Annotated in this window: 1 protein-coding gene; it reads right to left on the bottom strand. The window is 70.1% G+C overall.

Annotated features, from left to right (window positions below; translation table 11 throughout):
- Window positions 1-24: 24 nt before the first annotated feature.
- Complete coding sequence (locus ACIQVZ_RS21465) at window positions 25-21,003, bottom strand: hypothetical protein (RefSeq protein WP_402452076.1); 20,979 nt, start codon at window positions 21,001-21,003, stop codon at window positions 25-27.
- Between the last annotated feature and the right edge of the window lie 53 nt (window positions 21,004-21,056).

Here is a 21,056-nt window from a genome sequence, read left to right as displayed (position 1 = left end):
CCCCGGGGGCGGGCCCCGACCGGATCATTCGGTCGGGGCCTCGTCGTCTTCGGCCGGCGTGGGAACGTACCGCTCACGGCAGATCTGGTAGATCCGTCGCAGCTCGAGATCGTTCAACCCATCGACCACGGCCCTGGCTTCGGCGATGAGCCTCCCTCGCATCTGCTTGATGGTCTTCCGGCTCGTGATGTCGGGATTCCGGTCTTTCACCATCTGCTCGGCAAGGGCCTCCGCGAGCCCGGTCCTGACCGCCGTGAGGGAGTTCCTGAGGGCGCTCTCCTGGTTGGGGGTCATGACGGCGAGAGGCTCGCCCTCAAGAATCGCCCGCTCGTTGTCGGCCGCCCAGGTGATCCCGAGCGCCCTCAGCTCGAGTTCAAGGAATCGGGGCACCTCCTCCGCGCAGGCGTCGGCAGCCTCCGACTCGACCTGGTCCACGCGCTCTTCCGCCGCGGTCAGCCTCTCCTCCACCAACTCCCACACGGCAGGATCGAGCTTCTCCTGGAACTCGCCGAGTTCGCGCAGGTACGGCATGGTCCGCCGGGCCATCTCGAAGCCGGTCATCTGCTCGAGGGATTTCATCCCCGCCAACGCCGCTTGCACGGACTCCAGCTGGTGCGGATGGGACGCGTGCCTGATTCCCCGGGGCCCATCGTGTTCGCCGAAATAGAATTCGATCGCACTGCGGATCACCGCCTCGTCCCGCGCGTGGAATTCTCCCTGGAAGTCTCCGCTCATCTCCGTGTCCCGGCCTCTCGGCCAGGTGACGAACGCCCGCCCGTAGTTCCGCCCGGAAGCGTTCTCCAGCAGCAGTCCGCGCGTCCACCCCTTCGACTGCTTGATGTTCGGCAGTTGCCCGGGACCGTTGCGGTGCAGGCTGATGTCAATCGAGAGGATCTTGATTCCGGCGAAGGAGAGCTCGTCCATCACGCCACTGCGCATGCCGACCGCACCGGCGACGTTGTACGTGTCCGCGAGGTGCTTGAGGAGCGCGAGCTCCTTGCGGCGGTTCCCGACCGACGGCCAGTTCCAGTACTCCCGCAGAGCCGGACCGTCCACGTGCGCCGGCTCCTCGCCCATCGGAACGATGACGACATCGGGCCCGAGCGCGGCCCGGGCCTGCTCGATGATCTGCACCACACCACGGGTACCGGTGTCCAGCGCCGGCGCGTTGGCGCCGGCCCGACCGCTGTGTCCGCTGGCGCGGTACACCACGAACAAGTGCTTCGGCCCTTCCCCCCGGTCCGCCGGGGCCGGCCCGAAGCCCCCGTACTCCGGGCTCTCCAGGTCCCGCCTGAAGGCCTCGCCCTCTTCCTGGGTGTAGTGCCCGTAGCCGGCGGCGAAGTCCGACACCCGGGCGGCCGCCAAAGTGTGCTCGTCCGCCGGATCCTGGTAGTCCCTGACCGTGCTCTGGACGACCTCGAGTTTCTCCGTCAGTTCATTGATCTGCCGGTTTGCCTCCCTGCTCCTCTCGGCCCTCGGCGCGACGCGCTCCGCGAGTGCCACGTGCCCGGGAACGAAGTCCCGCATGAGGTACTTGGCGAGATCCATCGTCGCGCTGGTCTCGTTCCGACCGGCCCAGCCCGACAAGCGCGAAGCGGTCGTGTACATGACCCTGCGCCCCGACGCGATCAGGTCGTCGTGCAGATTGATGATCTGTTCGACCTGCGTCTTGGTCGCCTCGGTGACGTTCCAGATCAGCAGGTCGCGATCCGGATAGGCCACCATGGCGGCGCGCATGTGGTACATGTCGCCGGAATTTTCGGCCCTGATGTAGTAGGTGGTGTCCGGAAGTCGCTTCACCTCGTCCAGCGTCAGATGGTCACCGGACGCCGTCACCCACAGGTGGGTGTCGGGCGTGATCGTGGGAACGGGCGTGCTGGCCGACTGTTCCGCGTTCTGCTGTGCTTCCCGGGGCTCCCAGCGCAGGCCGCCTCCCTCCTCCGCGGTGTTCCTGCGGACGGTCCACGCCTCCGCGGAGCCGCCCGGCCGGGTGACCGCCACCGTGGCCACGGTGGCGGTGTCACGCAGCCGCCGTTCCAGCGCGGTGCGGGCCGCTTCTCCGGTGCCGTAGTCGTACGCCAGTCGTTCCAGCCTCCTCGACCCGGGTGCGCCGCCGCCGTCCGTCGGGCCGTACACCTCCCCCTCGATCCGGTCCCGCTTCGGCGGTTGGATCAGCTCCAAGGCGCGGGTGCGCTGAACCGACCACTCGGCCGGGGGCCTCGGCGCGGCCGGGGTCTCCGCCACCGGCAGGGGCACCGTCACGTCGAAGGTCATCAGGACGGAGTAGACGGAATCGCTGTCGTCGCTCGAATATCCGGCGGCAGCCTGTTCCGAATCGCCCAGGACGACCGGCACGGGCTGGTCCGGGTCGATGGGCTCCTGCTCGGTGGCCTGGGGGACGGGCTCCTCGTCCGGGCGCAGGAGTTCCTGGCCTCGTGCGGTGGACTGGACGGTACCGTGCTCGGTCACCGCCAGGTGGTACCAGTTGCCGGAGCCCTCGACCCTCGGCAGGCCGCCCGCGGTGTAGCCGACGCGCTGGGCGACGACCATGCGGGGCTGGTCCCCGCCCGTGAGGTGGAGCAGTCCCCCCGCGGCGAAGGCCTCGGGGCGGCCGAGGAGTTCCAGCGCCGGGCTGAGCGGCAGGTTGTTGGCCGCGGCGAAGGCCCGGCGGGCCGCGAGCGCCTCGTGGAGGGCGAGCAGGGTCCGGTCGGCGAAGGAGAGCTGGTGCTCGGCGCCGGTGCCGGGGACGTGCGGGCGGTAACCGGAGTTGCAGGAGAGGAAGCGCAGCGGCTCGCCCTGCCACTGGCCGCCCTCGGCGAGCCGCAGCAGCGCGCCCGCCATCTCCTCCGGGCTCAGCTCCCGACCGAGCCAGGTCGGCGCCCCGTCGGGCCGCCTGGAGTGGTAGGCCACGGTGAAGTAGTTCGGGTCGCGCGGAAGGCGGGCGAGTGCCCTCATGACCTCCCGCGAGCCGGCCTGGTCGCGCTCGTTGAGGTCGGCGAGCAGGTGCACCTGGTTGTCGGTGCCGGGCAGCGGCGTGGCGAGCGCCTCGGCGACGGCGTCGGAGGTGGAGCCGCGGCTGATCGTCTGCCCCTCGGGGTGCAGGACCGAGTACAGCACCCGGTGGTTGCTCACCGACTGGGCGACGGTGGTCTCGCTGATCGGGATCTCCATCTCGATCGGGACGAGGCCCTTCACGGTCTCGGTCCGGTCGCCGTCCCGGAAGGTCAGCTGGACCTCGGCCTGGCCGACGTAGCGGGCGGCCGGGGTGGGGATCTTGGCGTTGGCCACGGTCTTGCCGGAGGAGCCCGCGGAGGGCCCCTCACGCCACCGGTGGCCGCCCCCGCCGACGACGCCGACGGTGAACTCGGCGGCGCCCTTGGTGCCGAACTTGGCGCCGAGCTGACCCTGGGCGTTCCACCGCCGCCAGTCGAGGCGGGTGTGCCGCCCGCCGCTGGTGACGTCGTTGGCCGGGCTGAAGGCGGCCGCCTGGTTGTCGCTGTGGTACTCCAGCTGGACGATCGAGATGGTGGCGCTGATGCCGGCGTCGTCGACGAACAGGCGCTTGCCGGCCGACGGGGTGTCGATGGTCCGGCCGTCCTGTACCACCGCATCGCGGCGCGGGGCGTTCGGGTGTTCCTCCGACGGCGCCAGGATCTCCCGGCCCCGGGCGACCGACCCGAACAGGGCGGACAACTGCGCGTGGCTATGGGTGTTCCGGGCGACGGACTCCAGCCAGGACCACGTCCCCTCGCGGAAGAAGCGCTCACCGAACACGGTCAGCAGGTCCCGCACGCCGGAGGTGTCGTCGAGCCAGCGCACGATGCCGGTGTCGTGCAACCCGTTGGTGAACACCGATTCCGGCGGCCGCCGGACGACCTGCGTCGCGGACGGCACGGCCGGGGGGATCGGGGGCAACTGCCGGTTCGGATCGTCCGGGCGCGGCGGCCGGACGGGCTCGCCCCGGCCGGACTCCAGCAGCACGTCGGCATAGATCCGCGTCTCCACGACCGTCCGCCGGTACAGGCCGACGCGGGCGAGCCGGTCCCCCGTCCTGACCAGCTCCCGGTTGAGGGTCTGGAACTTGGACGGGGCGGCGCTGCCGCCGGCTTCCTGGCGCTCCCTGTCCTGCCGCCGGAACATCTGCTCCCGTGCCTCGCGGCTGGGGCGGATCTTGTGCGGGGAGGCCAGGCTCACCGCCGGCTTGCGCTCGAACTCGACCTTCAGCACCACCTCCGCGCGGTAGGACCGGCCGTCCGTCACCTTGCTCTTGACGGCCGTCCCGCTGGCGGCGCCGGCGCTGCCGTGCTCCAGCCGGTCGGCGCCCCACGCACCGGTGAGGCTGCCGCCGCCGACGAGCGCCGCCCCCGTGGCCAGCACGTCGGTGGTGGCGAGCAGGCTGCCGGTGATCGCGTTGCCCTGACCGCCGCCGGTGTTGGTCCCGCCGTCGGAACTGGTCAGCGAGGTCTGGGCGCCGTGGCCGATGTTGAACTCGACCGTCACCGGCGCCGAGTTGGTCGGGGTCAGCTCGCGCACCTCGGCGGTGATCCACGCCCGGCTGCGGCCGTGCTTCACCTCGATGGGGTGGCCGGCCATCACCGACTTGAGGTCGGTGTGCAGCCGGCCGAAGTCCAGCTTGGCGACCAGCTTGCGCTCCATGCCCGGCCAGTCCTTGCCCAGGAAGCCCGCGGCCGTGCGGCCCAACGCCTGGACGACCTCGTGGGCCGTCCCCTCCCGGACCGTCCCGTCCGGGCCCAGCTCCCGGTAGACGGCGGTGACGACGTCGGAGGAGCCGAGCCGGTGGCTCGGCAGCTGACGCGCGGGCGCGGCCGGATCGAGGGTGCGGTGCGGCGCGGCCACCACGGCCGGCACCGGAACGGTCAGGTCGTCAAGCCTCGCCGACCGCTTCGACGGCTCGAAGGAGACGGTGAACTCGGCCGTGGAGTCGGACAGTCGAGCCGGCTCCGTGGCCTTGGCCCGGCTGTTGGTGCCGCCGGTGCGGTCGATCGAGAGCCCCTTGACGAAGTCACGGGTGTGCGAGGCCTCCCCGGCGAGGTCGACGTGCGGGACGGAGCCCCCGAGCTTGAGCCGGAACCGGAACCGGGTGCGCAGGTCGGAGGTGGTGCCGGTGGTGGTGCGCTGCTGGCTGCCGACCTCGAACTCGAAGCCGGTGACCAGCGCCTCCCTCGGCCGGGGGTTGATCAGCTCGGCCGCGACCACGACCGTGCCCTTCCACCCGTCGAGGTCGACCGGGATCCTGATCCGCTCGCCCCGGCTCAGCCGGGACAGCGCGGCCTTGAGGCCGTACGGGTCGACCTCCCTGGCGAGCCGCGCCAGGACGCGCTCGGGCACCGGGTGGCCGGACTGCCGTTCGAGCGTCTCCCTGATCTGCCTCAGCACGGCGGTGTCGCCCCTGCCGAGGCTCAGCACCACGTCGGACTGGCCGAGCCGGGTGACCGTCCGCTGCGTGGTCGCCTGCTCCGCGACCTCCTGGTGCGGGGCCGAGGGGCCGGTGAAGCCGTTCCGCTCCTGCTCTCCGACCTGGCGCAGTGCGGTGTGCAACTGCTCCAGGCTCAGTTCGGCGGAGAGCGGGACCGACCCGCGGTGCTCCCCGTTGACCGTCAGGTCCAGGGTGATCTCCGTCCGGAACAGCTCCTGCGCACTGCCGTACTTGCCGTTCGCGTAGCTCTTGCTGGACTCCCCGCCGCGCCACCCGTCCCGGACCCGCGACTCCACGGAGGCCGTGACGTTGCCCTGCATGCTGTCCTTGAAGGGTTTGCCCGCGGAGTCCAGCACGTCCCGGGTGTGCACCGGACCCTTGCCGCCGCCCTGGCCCTGCACGGTCATGGTGTCGGAGCGCAGGTGACGCGACGAGTCGAAGGTGGTGCTCTCGCGGATCGGGTTGAGCTCGGCGTTCCGCTGGGCCCGCACGTGGTCGATCCGGGTGACCCGGGCCGTGACGGCGACGTGCATCTTCGTCAGCGGGCCGAGGGTGACCTCGGGGCCGCGCAGTTCGGATCCGCGCGACATCCCGACCAGGTGGGCGCTGACGGCGGCGTGCGAGTAGGCCTGCAGGACGTCCTCGCGCACCGCCGACCAGCCCTGGTCGCCGCCGAACACCTCCCGGCCGATCCGGTCGAGTGCGGCGTGCAACGGGGCGACGCTGCGCAGGTCCCGGACGGTGGTGGTGTCGGGCAGCCCCCGCCAGAACTCGTCCCGGGGGGCCAGGACCATATCTCCCACCGCGCGGGCGTGCTCGGGGGGCGCGAGCTGCTGGGCGGCGGTGAACACGGGCGGCTGCGTGCCGAGCACGACCTCCTCGACCGGGGTGACGAGGACCGCCTCGGCCTGGTCGATCACCGTCCGGAAACCCAGGGCGACGTGGGCGTCCTGGTCGGCGGGCTGGGACAGCCTGCTGCGCCAACCGAAGGTGACGACCAGGTCGGCCGTCCCCTCGAAGAGCACCGCCGGGTTCTTGACCTTGGTACCGAGCCCCAGGTCGTCGCCGGAGCCGTGGAGTTCGACGTCGTCCCGGCCGGCCCGGCCGCCCACCCCGACCCCGGCACCGCCGTTCTTGGCGGCCCAGTTGCCGACCGAGGACGGCAGCGTCTGCCAGTCCTTGCTGCCGGTCTTCTGCTCGACGTGCGAACGGGTCGTCGCGGTCGCGATGTTGAGCTCGGTGGTCGGCAGGGTGTGGACCTGCTGCATCCGGGAGACGGTCCCGCCGCCGATGGTGAGCACCGCGGCGGGCCCGGTCAGGCTGTCGTCCACGATGGTCAGCTTCTGACCGGACATCACTCCCTTCAGCTCCTGGTGCAGGGTGCCGAGGTCCAGTTCTTCCAGCAGCCTGCGCTTGAGCGCGGGCCAGCGGCCCTCGAAGTACCGCTCGGCCTGGCCCTCGAAGCCCGACACGAACCTGGCCAGGGCCGCCGCTCCGTCGGCCACGGGCGTGACGGGCTGGTTCACCGCGGCGAGTTCGATGTTGCCCTCGGCGTCCGGCACGGGCGCCGGCGGGCGGTCGACCGGCCAGACGTCGGTCACGATGTGCGAGCCGGCCAGCCGCAGGTTCTCGGCGGTCTCCCGCGGCACCGTGTAGTGGGCCTGGGGCACCTGCGGCGCGTTCGCGGTCTCCCGCGCCGGCACTGCGACCCGCCCGGTGAAGCCGAGGTCGATCGGCTGCGGCACCTTCCACGGCCCCGATACGCCCTGGAGGCGGGCGTCCAGGAACTCCACCCGCACGTTGAACGGGGTGTCGAACAGCGCCGCCGGCTCGACGGTCTTGCCCCGGGCCAGCGTCCTGCTGGCCTCGGCGGTGGCACTGCCGTGCAGCCAGCCGTGCTGGTAGCCGAGCGTCTCGGTGAGATCCCCCGAACTACCGAACTTGGCCTTGAACTGCACACCGAGGTTGGCCTGCGTCAGCCCGTCGGAGGTGACGCCGATCGTGCTCTGCTGCTCCGAGCCGTACTCGAACTCGAAGCCGGACACCGTCCTGACGTACGTACCCTCCCTCGCACTGCCGGTGATCCGGACCTGACCGGACCACGGGCCGGCCTGGAAGGACACCTCCCGGACGTCGCCCCGGGACAGCTCGGACACCATCGGCCGCAGCACCTCGCCGCCGAAGAGGCTGTTCGCCAACGTCCGCGCGGCATCCCGGTCCCCGTGCAGCGCCTCGGCGAACCGGTCGGTGAGCTGGTTCAGGATCCGCACGTCGTCGTGGTTCAGCGCGACCAGGACGTCGTACGCGGCCAGCCCGCGCTCGCCGACGCGCGACGGCGGTCGCGGGTCGGCCGGCGGCTCGACCGTCCCGTCCATGAACTCCTGGAAGCCCTGGTACATCTCCTCGACACGCTGCTCCTCGGACCTCCCCGCCATGAACTCCTGGAAGCCCTCGTACATCTCCTCGACGCGCTGCTCCTCGGACCTCCCGTCCATGAACTCCCGGAAGCCCTGGAACAACTCCTCGACGTGCTGCTCTTCGGTCCTCGCCTCCATGAACTCCTGGAAGCCCTGGTACATCTCCTCGACGCGCTGCTCCTCGGACCTCCCGTCCATGAATTCGCGGAGGCCCTGGTACATCTCCTCTTCACGATGTTCCTCGGCCCTCGCCTCCATGAACTCCTGAAAGCCCTGGTACATCGTCTCCTCGGCCCGGGCCCGGCCGACCTGGTTCGAAGGCCGCGCTTGGACGGCCTGCGGGTCGGGCCCGTAGAGCTGTTCCAGCAACGGCAGCAGCTCGGGCTCGTTCCTCCGCACCCAGTCGGAACCGTTGTTGCGGGGCTTCCCGGTCTGCGGGTCACTCCCGTGATTCGTCCCGAGATACGTGTTGCTCAGCTGAGCGAAGAACTCGTGCACATCCGCCGACGAATAGTTGCCGACCAACTCACCCGCAGCATTGCGCCGTGATCCATCGGGCCAAGCCGTGACCGACTCCTCGCCGAACACATCAGCCAGACCGTCCGCGAGACGCTTGCCCTGGTAGGCCTCCTCGACGAGCGCCCTCTGCTCACGACTCAACCCGAACTCCAGGACCGCGTGAGCGAGTTCATGCGTGGCCGAGGAATACCCCTCGGGCTGCGTGGGGTGCGGCCCGACCGTCGTCCGCTCACCGAGCAGGTTCTCCTCGGGAATCGCCACCACAAGCTCGTCGTTCGCCCCCCGCAACCACTCGACACTACGACCGCCACCCGCCTCACCGTCGGCCACCAGCCCACGCAGCCGCTCGAAGCCCGCAACACCGGTCAACGGCACGTCACGCGGCACCACCACCACGCGCACACCAGCCGCCACCAGCCTGGCCGCGACCTCCTTGTCCTGCAACATCCGCGCGAGCTGCAACTCGGCCTCACGCCGCGAAGCAACCGGCTGATGCACACGCGGATCGACATCGATCACCAACCGCGCCGCCGCCTGCGCGAAGTCCTCCGCCGACAACTCCGACCGCAGACCCTCCACGAACACCATGTCCGCCGCGAGCTCCCGCCGCACCTCCGGACCAAGATGCTCCAACGCCTGCACCCGCTCATGCAACGGACCCGGCACCGGCATCCCGCCACCATGCTCCACCGCCAGCGGATTCACCACCACCGACTCCTCCGACACCCCCGAAGGCGCCGGCCGAAGCTTCTTCCCCGCCGAATCCTCCGGCTCCGAGTCACTGTTGTGCTCAAGCTGCCGCTTCTGCCCCCCATCGCCTTCCTGGGTACTACCGGCAGCCTGCGCCCCTTCCGGAACGTTGACCGGAGCCAGCGGGGAGTAGTGACTCTCGGAGAGGAACACGGAGACGTCCCTGGTGCCCTCGGGGACTCCGGGTACCGGCGCCAAGGAGTGCCAGTTGACCCCGTCGAAGATGTGCAGCCGCACGCCCAGGGCCGAGGCGACGATCGACGGGATCAGGTCCCCGTTGGACCCGGCCCACCATCCCCTGGTCTTGGCCATCCAGGCGAGGTCTCCGAAGGTCGACCCGCGCTCGGTCGCGAATGCGGTGACCAGCTCCCGGTTCTGGCTGATCCACCTCGTGACGCGGTTGCGCAGCGTCGTCACTGCCTGCGGGCTGACGGCCGTCCCCAGCTGGTGGTTGACGGAGTGGTAGAGACAGTCGCCGTCGCGGGGCACCTCGTGGATCTGGTAGCCCAGCTGGTACAGGTCCGAGCGGTCGCGGAGGCTGCGGTGGTACGTCCAGAGTTCGGGCAGCAAGGGCAGCCCTTCCTCGGCCATCCTCCGGTACACCTGCCAAGGGGCGCTTCCGGCGTACCGCGGCCTGTCGGCGTGGAAGACCTCGTCGAACGTGTCCAGGTACTTCTCCACCTCCGGTCCGCCGCCCGAGTACGTCACGATGTCGCCGCGCAACTTGTCGTAGCGGTTCTGCAGGTGCTGGGCGCGGTCGGCGGCGAACTGCCCGGCGTCGAGCGGCCGGTCACCTGACAATCCCAACTGCTCCCGGATCTTGGCCAGTGCCTCGAAGCCGAAGCCGCGTTCCTTGCCGTAGACCGCCGCGGGCTTGCGCCACAGAACGGTCCCACCCGGCGACTGGAACCCGTGGTCGACCATGCCCGGCGGCTGGTGGCCATTGCCCTTGCCCACCGGCGCGAGACCGTTGTCTCGTTCACCCGCCGCCAGGCGGCCGCCGTGCTTCTGATCGAACGGGACGGTGAACCGGCCGGACGCGGTGGGCGGGGTGGGGATCACCACACGCTCGTAGCCCGGCGCCATGCCTCCGGCCTTGGTCTTGCCTGCGTCCTGCTCGTGCCACTTCTCCATCCGCTCGCGCCCGCTGGAGCCCTTCTCCTCCAGGTACGTGACCTTGTGGCCGAGCAGCGCGGCGGCTTCCAGGTTCCCGGAGCGGGTCCCCAGGTGGTTCATGTCGTAGTGGCGGTCGAGGAAGTCGTACAGCCTCAACTGCCCGGTCCTGAGGTTCTCCGTCCAGACCGAGGGATCCGGTCCGCCGTCCTTCCAGAAGCCGGTGATGTGGTGGATCGTGTCGATCTTGAGCTCCGCGCGCATCTCCGCGACCAGCTCGTTCCACTTGTTCTGCCGAGAAGGGTGCGGGTCACCGGTGATGAGCACCATGCCCTGCTCACGGGCGACCTCCCGCAGGATCTGCCGCACGCCCTGGAAACTCGTGTCGTGCTCCATCCGGCCACCCAGGTCGGCCCACTGGGTCACCTTGCCGGTGAAACGGGACCACAGCACCAGGACCTTCGCACCCTCGGCAGGAAGCGTGATCCCACGATCCCCCAGCCAGCCCGCGACCTGCTGGTCGCGCGCGGGGTCCATCTTCCAGGCGTCACGGACGGTCTCACGCAGGGTGTCCGAGAACACCTTGGCGACCTTGTCCGTACCGAACGTGACGCTCTTGACCACCGCCTCCTGGTCCTGCTCGGAGAGGACCTCCCAGTCCTCGGCCACGATGCGACGGGCCTCCGCGTCCATCACCGCGTAGAGATGACTCGTTTCCATGCTCGGCACGTCCACCGTGTGAATGCGGTCGTCGGGGATCCCGATGGAACGGTAGAAGGCCTCGATCTCCTGGGACTTGTCCTTGGGATTGACGGCATGACCCTCCGCCGTCCGCGGCCCCCGCGCGATCAGAACATGCAGATTCGGGTCGTTCAGCAACGCGACCGAGATACCGAACTGGTCACCGGACGAATAACCCGGCTGCTTGATGAGCCGCTTGTGCTCCACCGGCAGGTTGTCCTCATGAATGTTCGCCCTCGGCGCGACATCGAGCGAGCCACCCTCGTGCGAACCGATCCCGAGCGGAGCCGACACCGGGTCCACCCAGACATGCTCACGGTCATGCACCGTCGCCAACGACCAGGCCTCATCCCAGGTCCGGCCATGCGACCCGCCACCCGTCAACGCATCAAGGTGCCCCACGACGGATGAGATCAGCTGCAAGTGCCGCTCACGCAGACCACCCTGCCGCAGCCCCTCCGGCGCCGGAGCCCGGTGGTCACCCAGCAAACTCCCCTCGACCGCAGGACGATGCGCCAGACCCGAAGCCCGGTACTCGTCCCGCAGACCGATCTGGTGGCCCAACTCGTGCGCGTAATCGATCGGATCAGCGTCCAACCACCAGGACCTCTGATCCATCTCCCGGCCCCGCGAAACCAGGTCCACCGTCAGATGCGCCCGCTCACCCGGCCTGGCCGGCAACACCGTGACATGCATCCGGTCCCCATTGGCCAACCGGTAACCAGGCGCATTGAGGTACTCCTCCACACCCTGAACGACCTTGTCCCACACCAGAGCCGTGTTGTGACCCCGGCCGCCCTCGACGAAATCGATCCGCACCGTCAGATCCGTCACCGGACCCTCATGATCGAACCGACGCGCCTCGAACGACGACTGCACCACGAAACGCGGCGTCCGATCCACCACCATCCGCGGCGCCGACACCGGCGACTCCACGGACTCATGCACGACCACCGATTCCTGCGGCATGGACTCCACGTGGGAAACGGTGTGCTGCCCCTCAGCCCTCCCGTCCATGAACTCCCGGAAGCCCTGGTACATCGTTTCCTCGGCCCGGGCCCGGCCGACCTGGTTCGAGGGCCGCGCCTGGACGGCCTGCGGGTCGGGCCCGTAGAGCTGTTCCAGCAGCGGCAGCAGCTCCGGCTCGTTCCTCCGCACCCAGTCGGAACCGTTGTTGCGGGGCTTCCCGGTCTGCGGGTCGTTCCCGTGGTTCGTCCCGAGATACGTGTTGCTCAGCTGAGCGAAGAACTCGTGCACATCCGCCGACGAATAGTTGCCGACCAGCTCGCCGGAACCGTTGCGCCGTGATCCATCGGGCCAGGCCGTGACCGACTCCTCGCCGAACACATCAGCCAGACCGTCCGCGAGACGCTTGCCCCGGTAGGCCTCCTCGACGAGCGCCCTCTGCTCACGGCTCATCCCGAACTCCAGGACCGCGTGAGCGAGTTCATGCGTGGCCGAGGAATACCCCTCGGGCTGCGTGGGGTGCGGCCCGACCGTCGTCCGCTCACCGAGCAGGTTCTCCTCGGGAATCGCCACCACAAGCCCGTCGTTCGCCCCCCGCAACTGGTCAACGCTGCGCCCGCCACCCGCCTCGCCACCGGCCACCAGCCCACGCAGCCGCTCGAAGCCCGCAACACCGGTCAACGGCACGTCACGCGGCACCACCACCACACGCACACCAGCCGCCACCAGCCTGGCCGCAACCTCCTTGTCCTGCAACATCCGCGCAAGCTGCAACTCAGCCTCACGCCGCGAAGCAACCGGCTGATGCACACGCGGATCGACATCGATCACCAACCGTGCCGCCGCCTGCGCAAAGTCCTCCGCCGACAACTCCGACCGCAGACCCTCCACGAACACCGTGTCCGCCGCAAGCTCCCGCCGCACCTCCGGACCAAGATGCTCCAACGCCTGCACCCGCTCATGCAACGGACCCGGCACCGGCATCCCGCCGCCATGCTCCACCGCCAGCGGATTCACCACCACCGACTCCTCCGACACCCCCGAAGGCGCCGGCCGAAGCCTCTTCTCCGCCGAATCCTCCGGCTCCGAGTCACTGTTGTGCTCAAGCGGCCGCTTCGGGACCCCATCGCCCTCCTGGGTACTGCTGGCAACCGGTGCCTCTTCCGGAGCGGGGACAGGGCTCAGCGGGGAGTAGTGACTCTCGGAGAGGAACACGGAGACGTCCCTGGTGCCCTCGGGGGCACCGGGTACCGGCGCCAAGGAGTGCCAGCTGACCCCGTCGAAGATGTGCAGCCGCACGCCCAGGGCCGAGGCGACGATCGACGGGATCAGGTCCCCGTTGGACCCGGCCCACCACCCCCTGGTCTTGACCATCCAGCCGAGATCATCGGGCCTCGCCCCGTACATCGCCGCGAATGCTTCGACCAGCTCCCGGTTCTGGCCGATCCACCTCGTGACGCGGTTACGCAGCGTCGTCACTGCCTGCGGGCTGACGGCCGTCCCCAGCTGGTGGTTGACGGAGTGGTAGAGACAGTCGCCGTCGCGGGGCACCTCGTGGATCTGGTAGCCCAGCTGGCTCAGGTCCGCACCGTCGCGGAGCTCGCGGTAGCGCGACCAGAGTTCGGGCAGCAGGGGCAACCCGGCCTTGACCATCCTCCGGTACACCTGCCAAGGGGCGTTGTCGGCGTCCTTTCCGCCGTCGACGAACTCTTCGTCGAACCTGTGCAGGTACTTCTCTGGGGTCCCTTCGCCACTCCAGTGCTTCACGACTTCGCGGCGCAGCTTCTCGTAGCGGCGCTGCAGGTGCTGGACGCGGTCGGCGGCGAACTGCCCGGCGTCGAGCGCCCGGTCGCTCGAAAGCCCCAGCTGGTTCCGGATGTTGCCCAGCACGTCGTACCCGAAGCCGCGTTCCTTGCCGTAGACCGCCGCGGGCTTGCGCCACAGAACGGTCCCGCCCGGCGACTGGAAACCGAGGTCAACCATGCCCGGCGGCTGGAAGCCCTTGCCCTTACCCTTGCCCACCGGCGCGAGACCGTTGTCTCGTTCACCCGCCGCCAGGCGGCCGCCGTGCTTCTGATCGAACGGGACGGTGAACCGGCCGGACGCCGTGGGCGGGGTCGGGATCACCACACGCTCGTAGCCCGGGGCCTTGCCTCCGAGTCTGGTCTCACCCGCGTCGTTTGCGTGCCACTTCTCCATCCGCTCCCGTCCGCTGGAGCCCTTCTCCTCCAGGTACGTGACGTTGTGGCCGAGCAGCGCGGCGGCTTCCAGGTTTCCGGAGCGGGTCCCCAGGTGGTTCATGTCGTAGTGGCGGTCGAGAAAGTCGTACAGCCTCAACTGCCCGGTCCTGAGGTTCTCCGTCCAGACCGAGGGGTCCGGTCCGCCGTCCTTCCAGAAGCCGGTGACGTGGTGGATGGTCTTGATCCCGAGCTCCGCGCGCATCTCCGCGACCAGCTCGTTCCACTTGTTCTGCCGAGAAGGATGGGGATCGCCGGTGATGAGCACCATGCCCTGCTCACGGGCGACCTCCCGCAGGATCTGCCGCACGCCCTGGAAGCTCGTGTCGTGCTCCATCCGGCCACCCAGCTCGGCCCACTGCGTGGCCTTGCCGGTGAAACGGGACCAGAGCACCAGGACCTTCGAACCCGGGGCAGGCAGCGTGATCCCACGGCCCGTCAGCCAGTCGGCGATCCCCTGATCGTGCGCAGGAGTCATCTTCCAGGCGTCGCGGACGGTCTGACGCAGGTCGTCCGAGAACACCTTGGCGACCTTGTCGGTGCCGAACGTGACGCTCTTGACCGCCGCTTCCTGGTCCTGCTCGGAGAGCACCTCCCAGTCCTCGGCCACAATGCGACGGGCCTCCGCGTCCATCACCTCGTAGAGGCGGCCCGTCTCCATGGTCGGCACCTCCACGGTGTGGATGCGATCCCCGTCGATCCCGATGGAACGATAGAACGCCTCGATCTCCAGGGACTTGTCCTTGGGATTGACGGCATGACCCTCCGCCGTCCGCGGCCCCCGCGCGATCAGAACATGCAGATTCGGGTCGTTCAGCAGCGCGGCCGAGATACCGAACTGGTCACCGGAGGAATAACCCGGCTGCTTGACCAACCTCCGGTGCTCCGGCGGCAGGTTGTCCTCGTGGGTGTTCGCCCTCGGAGAGACGTCCAGCGGTCCGCCCTCGTGCGAGCCGGTCCCATGCGGGGCCGAGACCGGGTCCACCCAGACGTGCTCGCGGTCATGCGGCGACGCCAACTCCCGGGCCTCATCCCAGGTCCGACCATGCGTGGGAGCCGGGTCGAGGTGCCCCACCACGGACGAGATCAGCTGCAAGTGCCGCTCACGCAGACCACCCTGCCGCATACCATCCGGCGCCGGGGCCCGGTGGTCGCCGAACAGGCTGCCCTCAACGGCCGGACGGTGCGGCAGACCCGCAGTCCGGTACTCGTCCCGCAGTCCCAGCTGGTGGCCCAACTCGTGCGCGTAGTCGATCGGATCGGCGTCCAGCCACCAGGACTTCTGGTCCATCTCCCGGCTCCGCGGAACCAGGTCCACCGTCAGATGCGCCTGCTCACCCGACCTGGCGGGCAGCACCGTCACGTGCATCCGGTCGCCATTGGCCAACCGGTAACCGGGCGCATTGAGGTACTCCTCCACACCCTGCACGACCTTGTCCCACACCAGAGCCGTGTTATGACCCCGACCACCCTCGACGAAATCGATCCGCACCGTCAGATCCGTCACCGGACCCTCGTGATCGAACCGACGCGCCTCGAACGAGGAATGCACGACGAAACGCGGCGTCCGATCGACCACCATCCGCGGCGCCGGCACGAGCGACTCCACGGACTCGTGGACGACCACCGTCTGGTCGGGCTCGTGGACGACCGCCTCGTCGTCGGGCCGGGGCCGCAGCGTGAGGTCGGACGGGGTCTCGGTGCGCGGCGGCGGTGCGGGCTGCTCCTCGGTCCGGTCGGTCCGGTCGGTCCGGGTGGTGGCGCCGGTCAGCGCCGTCTCGATGGACTCGGGGAGGTCGTCCTGCCGGGGGCGCTCGTGCGAATCCGTGCGGTCACCCGCGCCCTCCGGGGTGTCGGGACGAGCGGTCGTCCGGACCAGCGCGAGCTGCTCCTCGGCCGCCGCGGCCTCCTCCTCCCGGCGTCGGGCGAAGGCGTCCTCGTGGCCGCGCTGGTGGGCGCGCCAGCCGGCCGCGTCCAGATGGGCGAGCTTCCACAGTTCGCGGTACCGCGCGAAGAACTCGTCGCCGTACTCGCGCTTGAGGAAGGCGATCACGTCGTCGGTGAGGACGTGCGGCGCCGCCCGGTCCTCGAAGCCCGCCGCGGCGTCGCGCAGGGCGGGCGCGGCCTCGGCCTCGAAGGCGGCGTGCTCGACCAGCTCCTCGGTGAGCTCCCGGTGCCTTGCGTCCCAGTCCTCCTGGCGGACCTTCAGGTCCTCGGGCTTGCCGAACACCTGGTCGAAGGCGGAGGTGATCCGGTCCCGGTGGCCCTCCTTCAGGCGGCCGATGCCGTGCCCGGTGAGGCCACCGTGCTCCTGGGCGGCCTTCTCGGCGGCCTCCTCGGCGGCGCGGCGGGCCGCGAGGCGGGCGGCCTGGTGGGTGAGCCGGTCGTGCACGGCACCGGTGCCGGTGAGCTCGTCGAGTTCCCGGCCGAGCGCCTCGGTGTCCTTGGTGCCTCGGTTGAGGTGGTCGGCGACCAGCCGGTCGGCGGCCTTGGCCAGTTCGCGGGTGACGGTGCCACGGGCCTGCTGGACGTCGTGCTCGGTGACACCGAAGGCGGCGGCCCGGTCCTTGCGTTCGGCGCCGGCGTCCGTGTTCCAGGATTCGGTCGCCTTCTCCGCCTCCGTGGCGGCGCGCCGGATCACCGCCTCGCGGGCCGCCTGGACGGCGAACTCGTGCGGCAGGCCCTGGGCGCGGCCGGCCAGCGCCAGACCGAAGAGGTCCACGGCCTGGGTGCGCTCGCGGCGCGGTCCGGCGGCCGTGTCGACGGGGCCGGCGACCTCCTCGAAGTCGGTGCCGAGGCGGTCCCGCAGCTGTTCCCTGATCAGGGTCACGCTGTCGGGTGACAGCTCGGGGCGCTCCGTCACCCCGGCGGCGGCGAGCAGCTCCCGGTCCGCCGGGGAGAGGCGGCCGTACCAGTCTGCGGTGGCCCGCTTGACCAGGTGCTCCGCCTGGGCGAGCGCGGTCTCGTGGTCGGCGCGGAAGTCGAGCTCGCCGCGCAGGTGCTCGGTGAGCCGGTTCAGGGCGTGCTGGGCCTGCGCGTTGCCCGCGCCGGTGAGGTCCTCCGGGCGGGCGTAGATCCGGACCACCTCGGCCTCGGCCCGTGCGCTGAAGCCGCCCCGCGCCTCGCTGCGGATCAGGTCCCGGGTCACCCCCGGGAGGTCGGCGTGCGAAACGGTGGCGGTGCCGTCGCCGAGGGCGCTCGGCGGGGCGCTCCACTCGGTCACCGTCCGGTCGAAGCGCTCCATCGCCACCCGGACGGCCGCCTCGCGGACCGCGGCGAGGTGGGTGATGCCGTCGAGGCCCGCGAGGATCTGCTCGCGATCCTGCGGCCGGGCCGTCAGCTCCTGGTACATCAGGTCCTTGGCGCGCTTCCACACCGCCGTGGGCAGGCCCGGCGGCGCGTCGTCGGGGAAGCGGACGGGCCCCTCGGTGAAGGCCTCGCGGAGCAGTTCCTCGGCCTGCGCGTCATGGACGTGGCCGCTGCCGTCCGGGTCCTGGCGGAGCTTGTCGGCCGCCTCGGCGAGCTTGGCGTCGTAGGCGTCCTGGAGGTCCCGCTGGGCCTGGCGCCACTGTTCCCCGCGCCGACCGCCCTCCTCGGCGCGGACGTGTTCGGGCGCGTCGGTGTAGTGGTAGGCCGGTGGCGGTTCCTGGCCTGGAGCCGATCGTTCGTGCTCCTGCGCGGATTTCGCCGCGTCGCCGAAGACCGAGGCCTCCGCCATGTCCGTACGCTTGGGGCCCGACGTGTAGTGCTCCGGCAGCGGCGAGGGGTACGAGCGCACCAACGGCTCGCCGGCCTCGATGCGCGCCTTCCCCTCCTCGGAGGCGGGGTTGACGTATTCGTACCAGTTACCGCCGCTCTCGACGACCGGCCGGCCGTCCGCGCCGAAGCCGACCTTCGCGGCGACCACGACGTGGCCCGTACCGGGGCCCTCCTTCATCGCGGTCGGGGAGTCGAACCCCGGCACCACCCAGACCGGGCCGTCGGCCGCCACCGCCTTGACGTCGGCGAGCTTCGGGTCCGCCCAGATGTGCTCCATCACCTCCTGGACGTAACGGGCGTTGAGCGGCCCGTTCAGGTCGCAGGCGACGAACTCGATGGTTCGCCGGTCCCCGCCGAGGTGCCCGGTCTGGGCGAGCCCGCGCACGACGGCGGCCAGCTTCTCGGCGGACAGCTCGTGGCCCTCGTGCATCGGCAGCCCGTGCTCGTTGGTGTGGATCACCACGGCGAAGCGGGACGGGTCGAGGGGCAGGCGTTCCAGGGCCTTCAACGTCTCCTGGGACGGCCTGTCACCGAGCACCCAGCCGGGCTGCCGCTCCGGGCCCGCGGACGGCAGGTGGTGGCCGTGCTCCTTCGGGATGTTGGAGTCGTCGATGTCCAGGTACTGAAGTTCCTCGTTGCGGGCGTGGGTGTGCTCGTGCTCCCGGCTGTTCTGCTGCTCCCGGGAGTTCTGGTTCTCGCGCGTCTCCTGCTGCTCGTGGGAGTTCCGCTGCTCCCGGGTGTTCCCGTTCTCCCGGGTGTTCTGGTTCTCGCGAGTGCTCTGCTGCTCGGAGGTCTTCTGCTGTTCCCGGGTGTTCTCGTTCTCCCGGGTGCTCTGCTGCTCGGAGGTCTTCTGCTGTTCCCGGGTGTTCTCGTTCTCCCGGGTGCTCTGCTGCTCGTGGGGGTTCTGCTGCTCCCGGCTGCCCTGCTGCTCGTGCCCGCCGGTCACCGGGACGTGGGCAGGCGGGGTGGGTTCGGACGTCGTGGCGTGCGCAGGCACCGGCTGGTGCGCCGGGGGTTCCCCCGTCGGCTTCGGCCCCTGCTCGTGGGAACCGCCGCCGGACGTGGGCACCTTGGCCGGCGGCTCGGGCTTGTTCGACGTCTCCCCGGGGGCCTTGGCCTCCGTCTTGACCGGAGCGTCCTTGGTCGGCCGCTCCCCCGTCGTGGACGACTGCGACCTGGAGCCCTCGGAGCTGGTGTGGAAGTCCTTCGGCCGGGTGGCGTGCTCGAAGTTCCCCTCCGCCGCCAGCCGGGCCTCGCGGGCCTTCGGCCCCTCCGGCCGGGGGATCAGCAGCGAGGTCGGGTGCCCCATCAGGGTGGACGCGATGGCCAGCAGGGTGCGCGGGTGACCCAGGCCGTAGTACTTGCCGTCGCTGGTCATCGAGGACTCCGCGTCCCACGCGCGGATCTTGTCCTGGAACCGCAGTCGCGCCGGGCCGGTGAGGGTGTGCCCGGCGTGGCCGATCGCACCCATGGCGACGCCCGCGAAGAAGGTCTCGGCGGTGACCGAGAACGAGCCGTCGCCGAAGATCGAGTTGTAGGTGCCCTCGGTCAGGATGTTCTGGACGCCGCCCTTGAGGTAGCCGCCGATGCCCTCGCCGAACTTGTAGAGCATCTGCAGTGCGGTCTGCGGCCGCAGACCGTCCATCAGGTGGAGCGTCCGGTCCGCGAGGTCCTTGACGGCCTGGTGCTCGCCGCCCTTGCCTGCGTCCTTGACCGCCGCGTCCAGGAGCTTGCGGACGGTCCCGAGGTCCACGGCGTAGCGGGCGCCGCTGCCGGCGATCGTCTCGGCGACCTTCCGCCCGGCCTCGTTCGCCAGGTCCTTGGAGATGCCCAGGCTCCCGAGCTGCTCCTCGAAGGACTTGCCCATCTCCTGGGTGAACTTCTCGACGTTGGACAGCTTCTTCTCGGCGGCCTTGACCGCGTCCTCCGCCGCGTCCTTGGCTCCGGCCTTGGCCGCACCCTCCGCCGCATCCTTGGCCCCAGCCTTCGCTCCGGCCTTGGCCGCACCCTCCGCCGCATCCTTGGCCCCAGCCTTCGCTCCGGCCTTCGCCGCACCCTCCGCCGCATCCTTGGCCCCAGCCTTCGCCCCGGCCTTCGCCGCACCCTCCGCCGCGCCCTTGGCCGTGGTCTTCGTCGCCCCCTCGACCGCGTCCTTGGCCGTGGTCTTGGCCGCGCCCTTGAGGCCGTCCTTCACCCCGGTCTTGCCGAGGCCCGCCAGCCCGCCTTCCCCGGTCTTCTTGAGGGTGTTGAGTCCCGCGCTCTCCAGCGAGTGGCCCGCGCCCTTCGCGAGTTCGGCTGCGGTCTTCAGCTCGGCGCCGGCCAGGTTCTTGAGGTTGTTCTGCAACTCCTTGCCGATGCCGCCGCCGAACACCTTCCCGAAGAGCTTGCCGAAGCCGAAGGTGAGCAGTTCCAGCGGGCCGGTGAGCAGGCCGTTGATCGCGCCGAACTCGATCGCCTGGAGGAAGGAGTCCTTCTCCCAGTGGTCCTTGTGGCCCTGGCCGATCTGGATGCCCTGGATGATCCCGTCCATGATCATCGAGGTGGTGATGTTCAGGAACTCGTGCAGGGCGATCTGCTTGAACAGCCAGATGAAGACCTGCTTGACCAGTTCCCTGGTGGCCACCTCGGCGGCGAAGATGGTGGCGAGCGAAGCCCCGAAGGTGAGCGGGATGTTGGCGATGGCCCAGGCGATCTGCGCGGCCAGCTGGACCAGCTGGGCGATGATCATCCACTTGGCGTACTCGACCTGGTTGGCGGTCTTGTGGGCGTAGTCGCCGAGTTCCTTCGCCGAGTCCCCGGAGGCCGTCACGTAGTCGGTGCCGCCGTCGGCGCCGATCAGCTGCCCCATCTCCTGGACGAACCGGTCGGCCGCCTCGCCCTCGAACTCGTCCTTGACGTAGTTCACCAACTCCAGCAGGTAGGACCGGAGTTCGGGGACCTTCTTGTAGATCTCCAGGTAGTCGTCACCGGCCGTGCGCAGCCGGTCCTCGTTGGCCTCGGGCCATTTCATGCCGGTCACGAACCCGAACAGCTTGGCCAGGGCCGGGGGAAGCATGATCGACACGGGGGCGTACTCCTGGCGTTCGTCGAGGGTCGGGCGAAGCGGGCCGGGACAAG

Origin of the sequence: Kitasatospora sp. NPDC098663 (genome assembly GCF_044760075.1) — a bacterium.
In the GTDB taxonomy this organism is placed as follows: Bacteria; Actinomycetota; Actinomycetes; order Streptomycetales; family Streptomycetaceae; genus Kitasatospora.
Note: the sequence above shows the minus strand (reverse complement) of the source record. Positions and strands in the feature narration are given on the sequence as shown.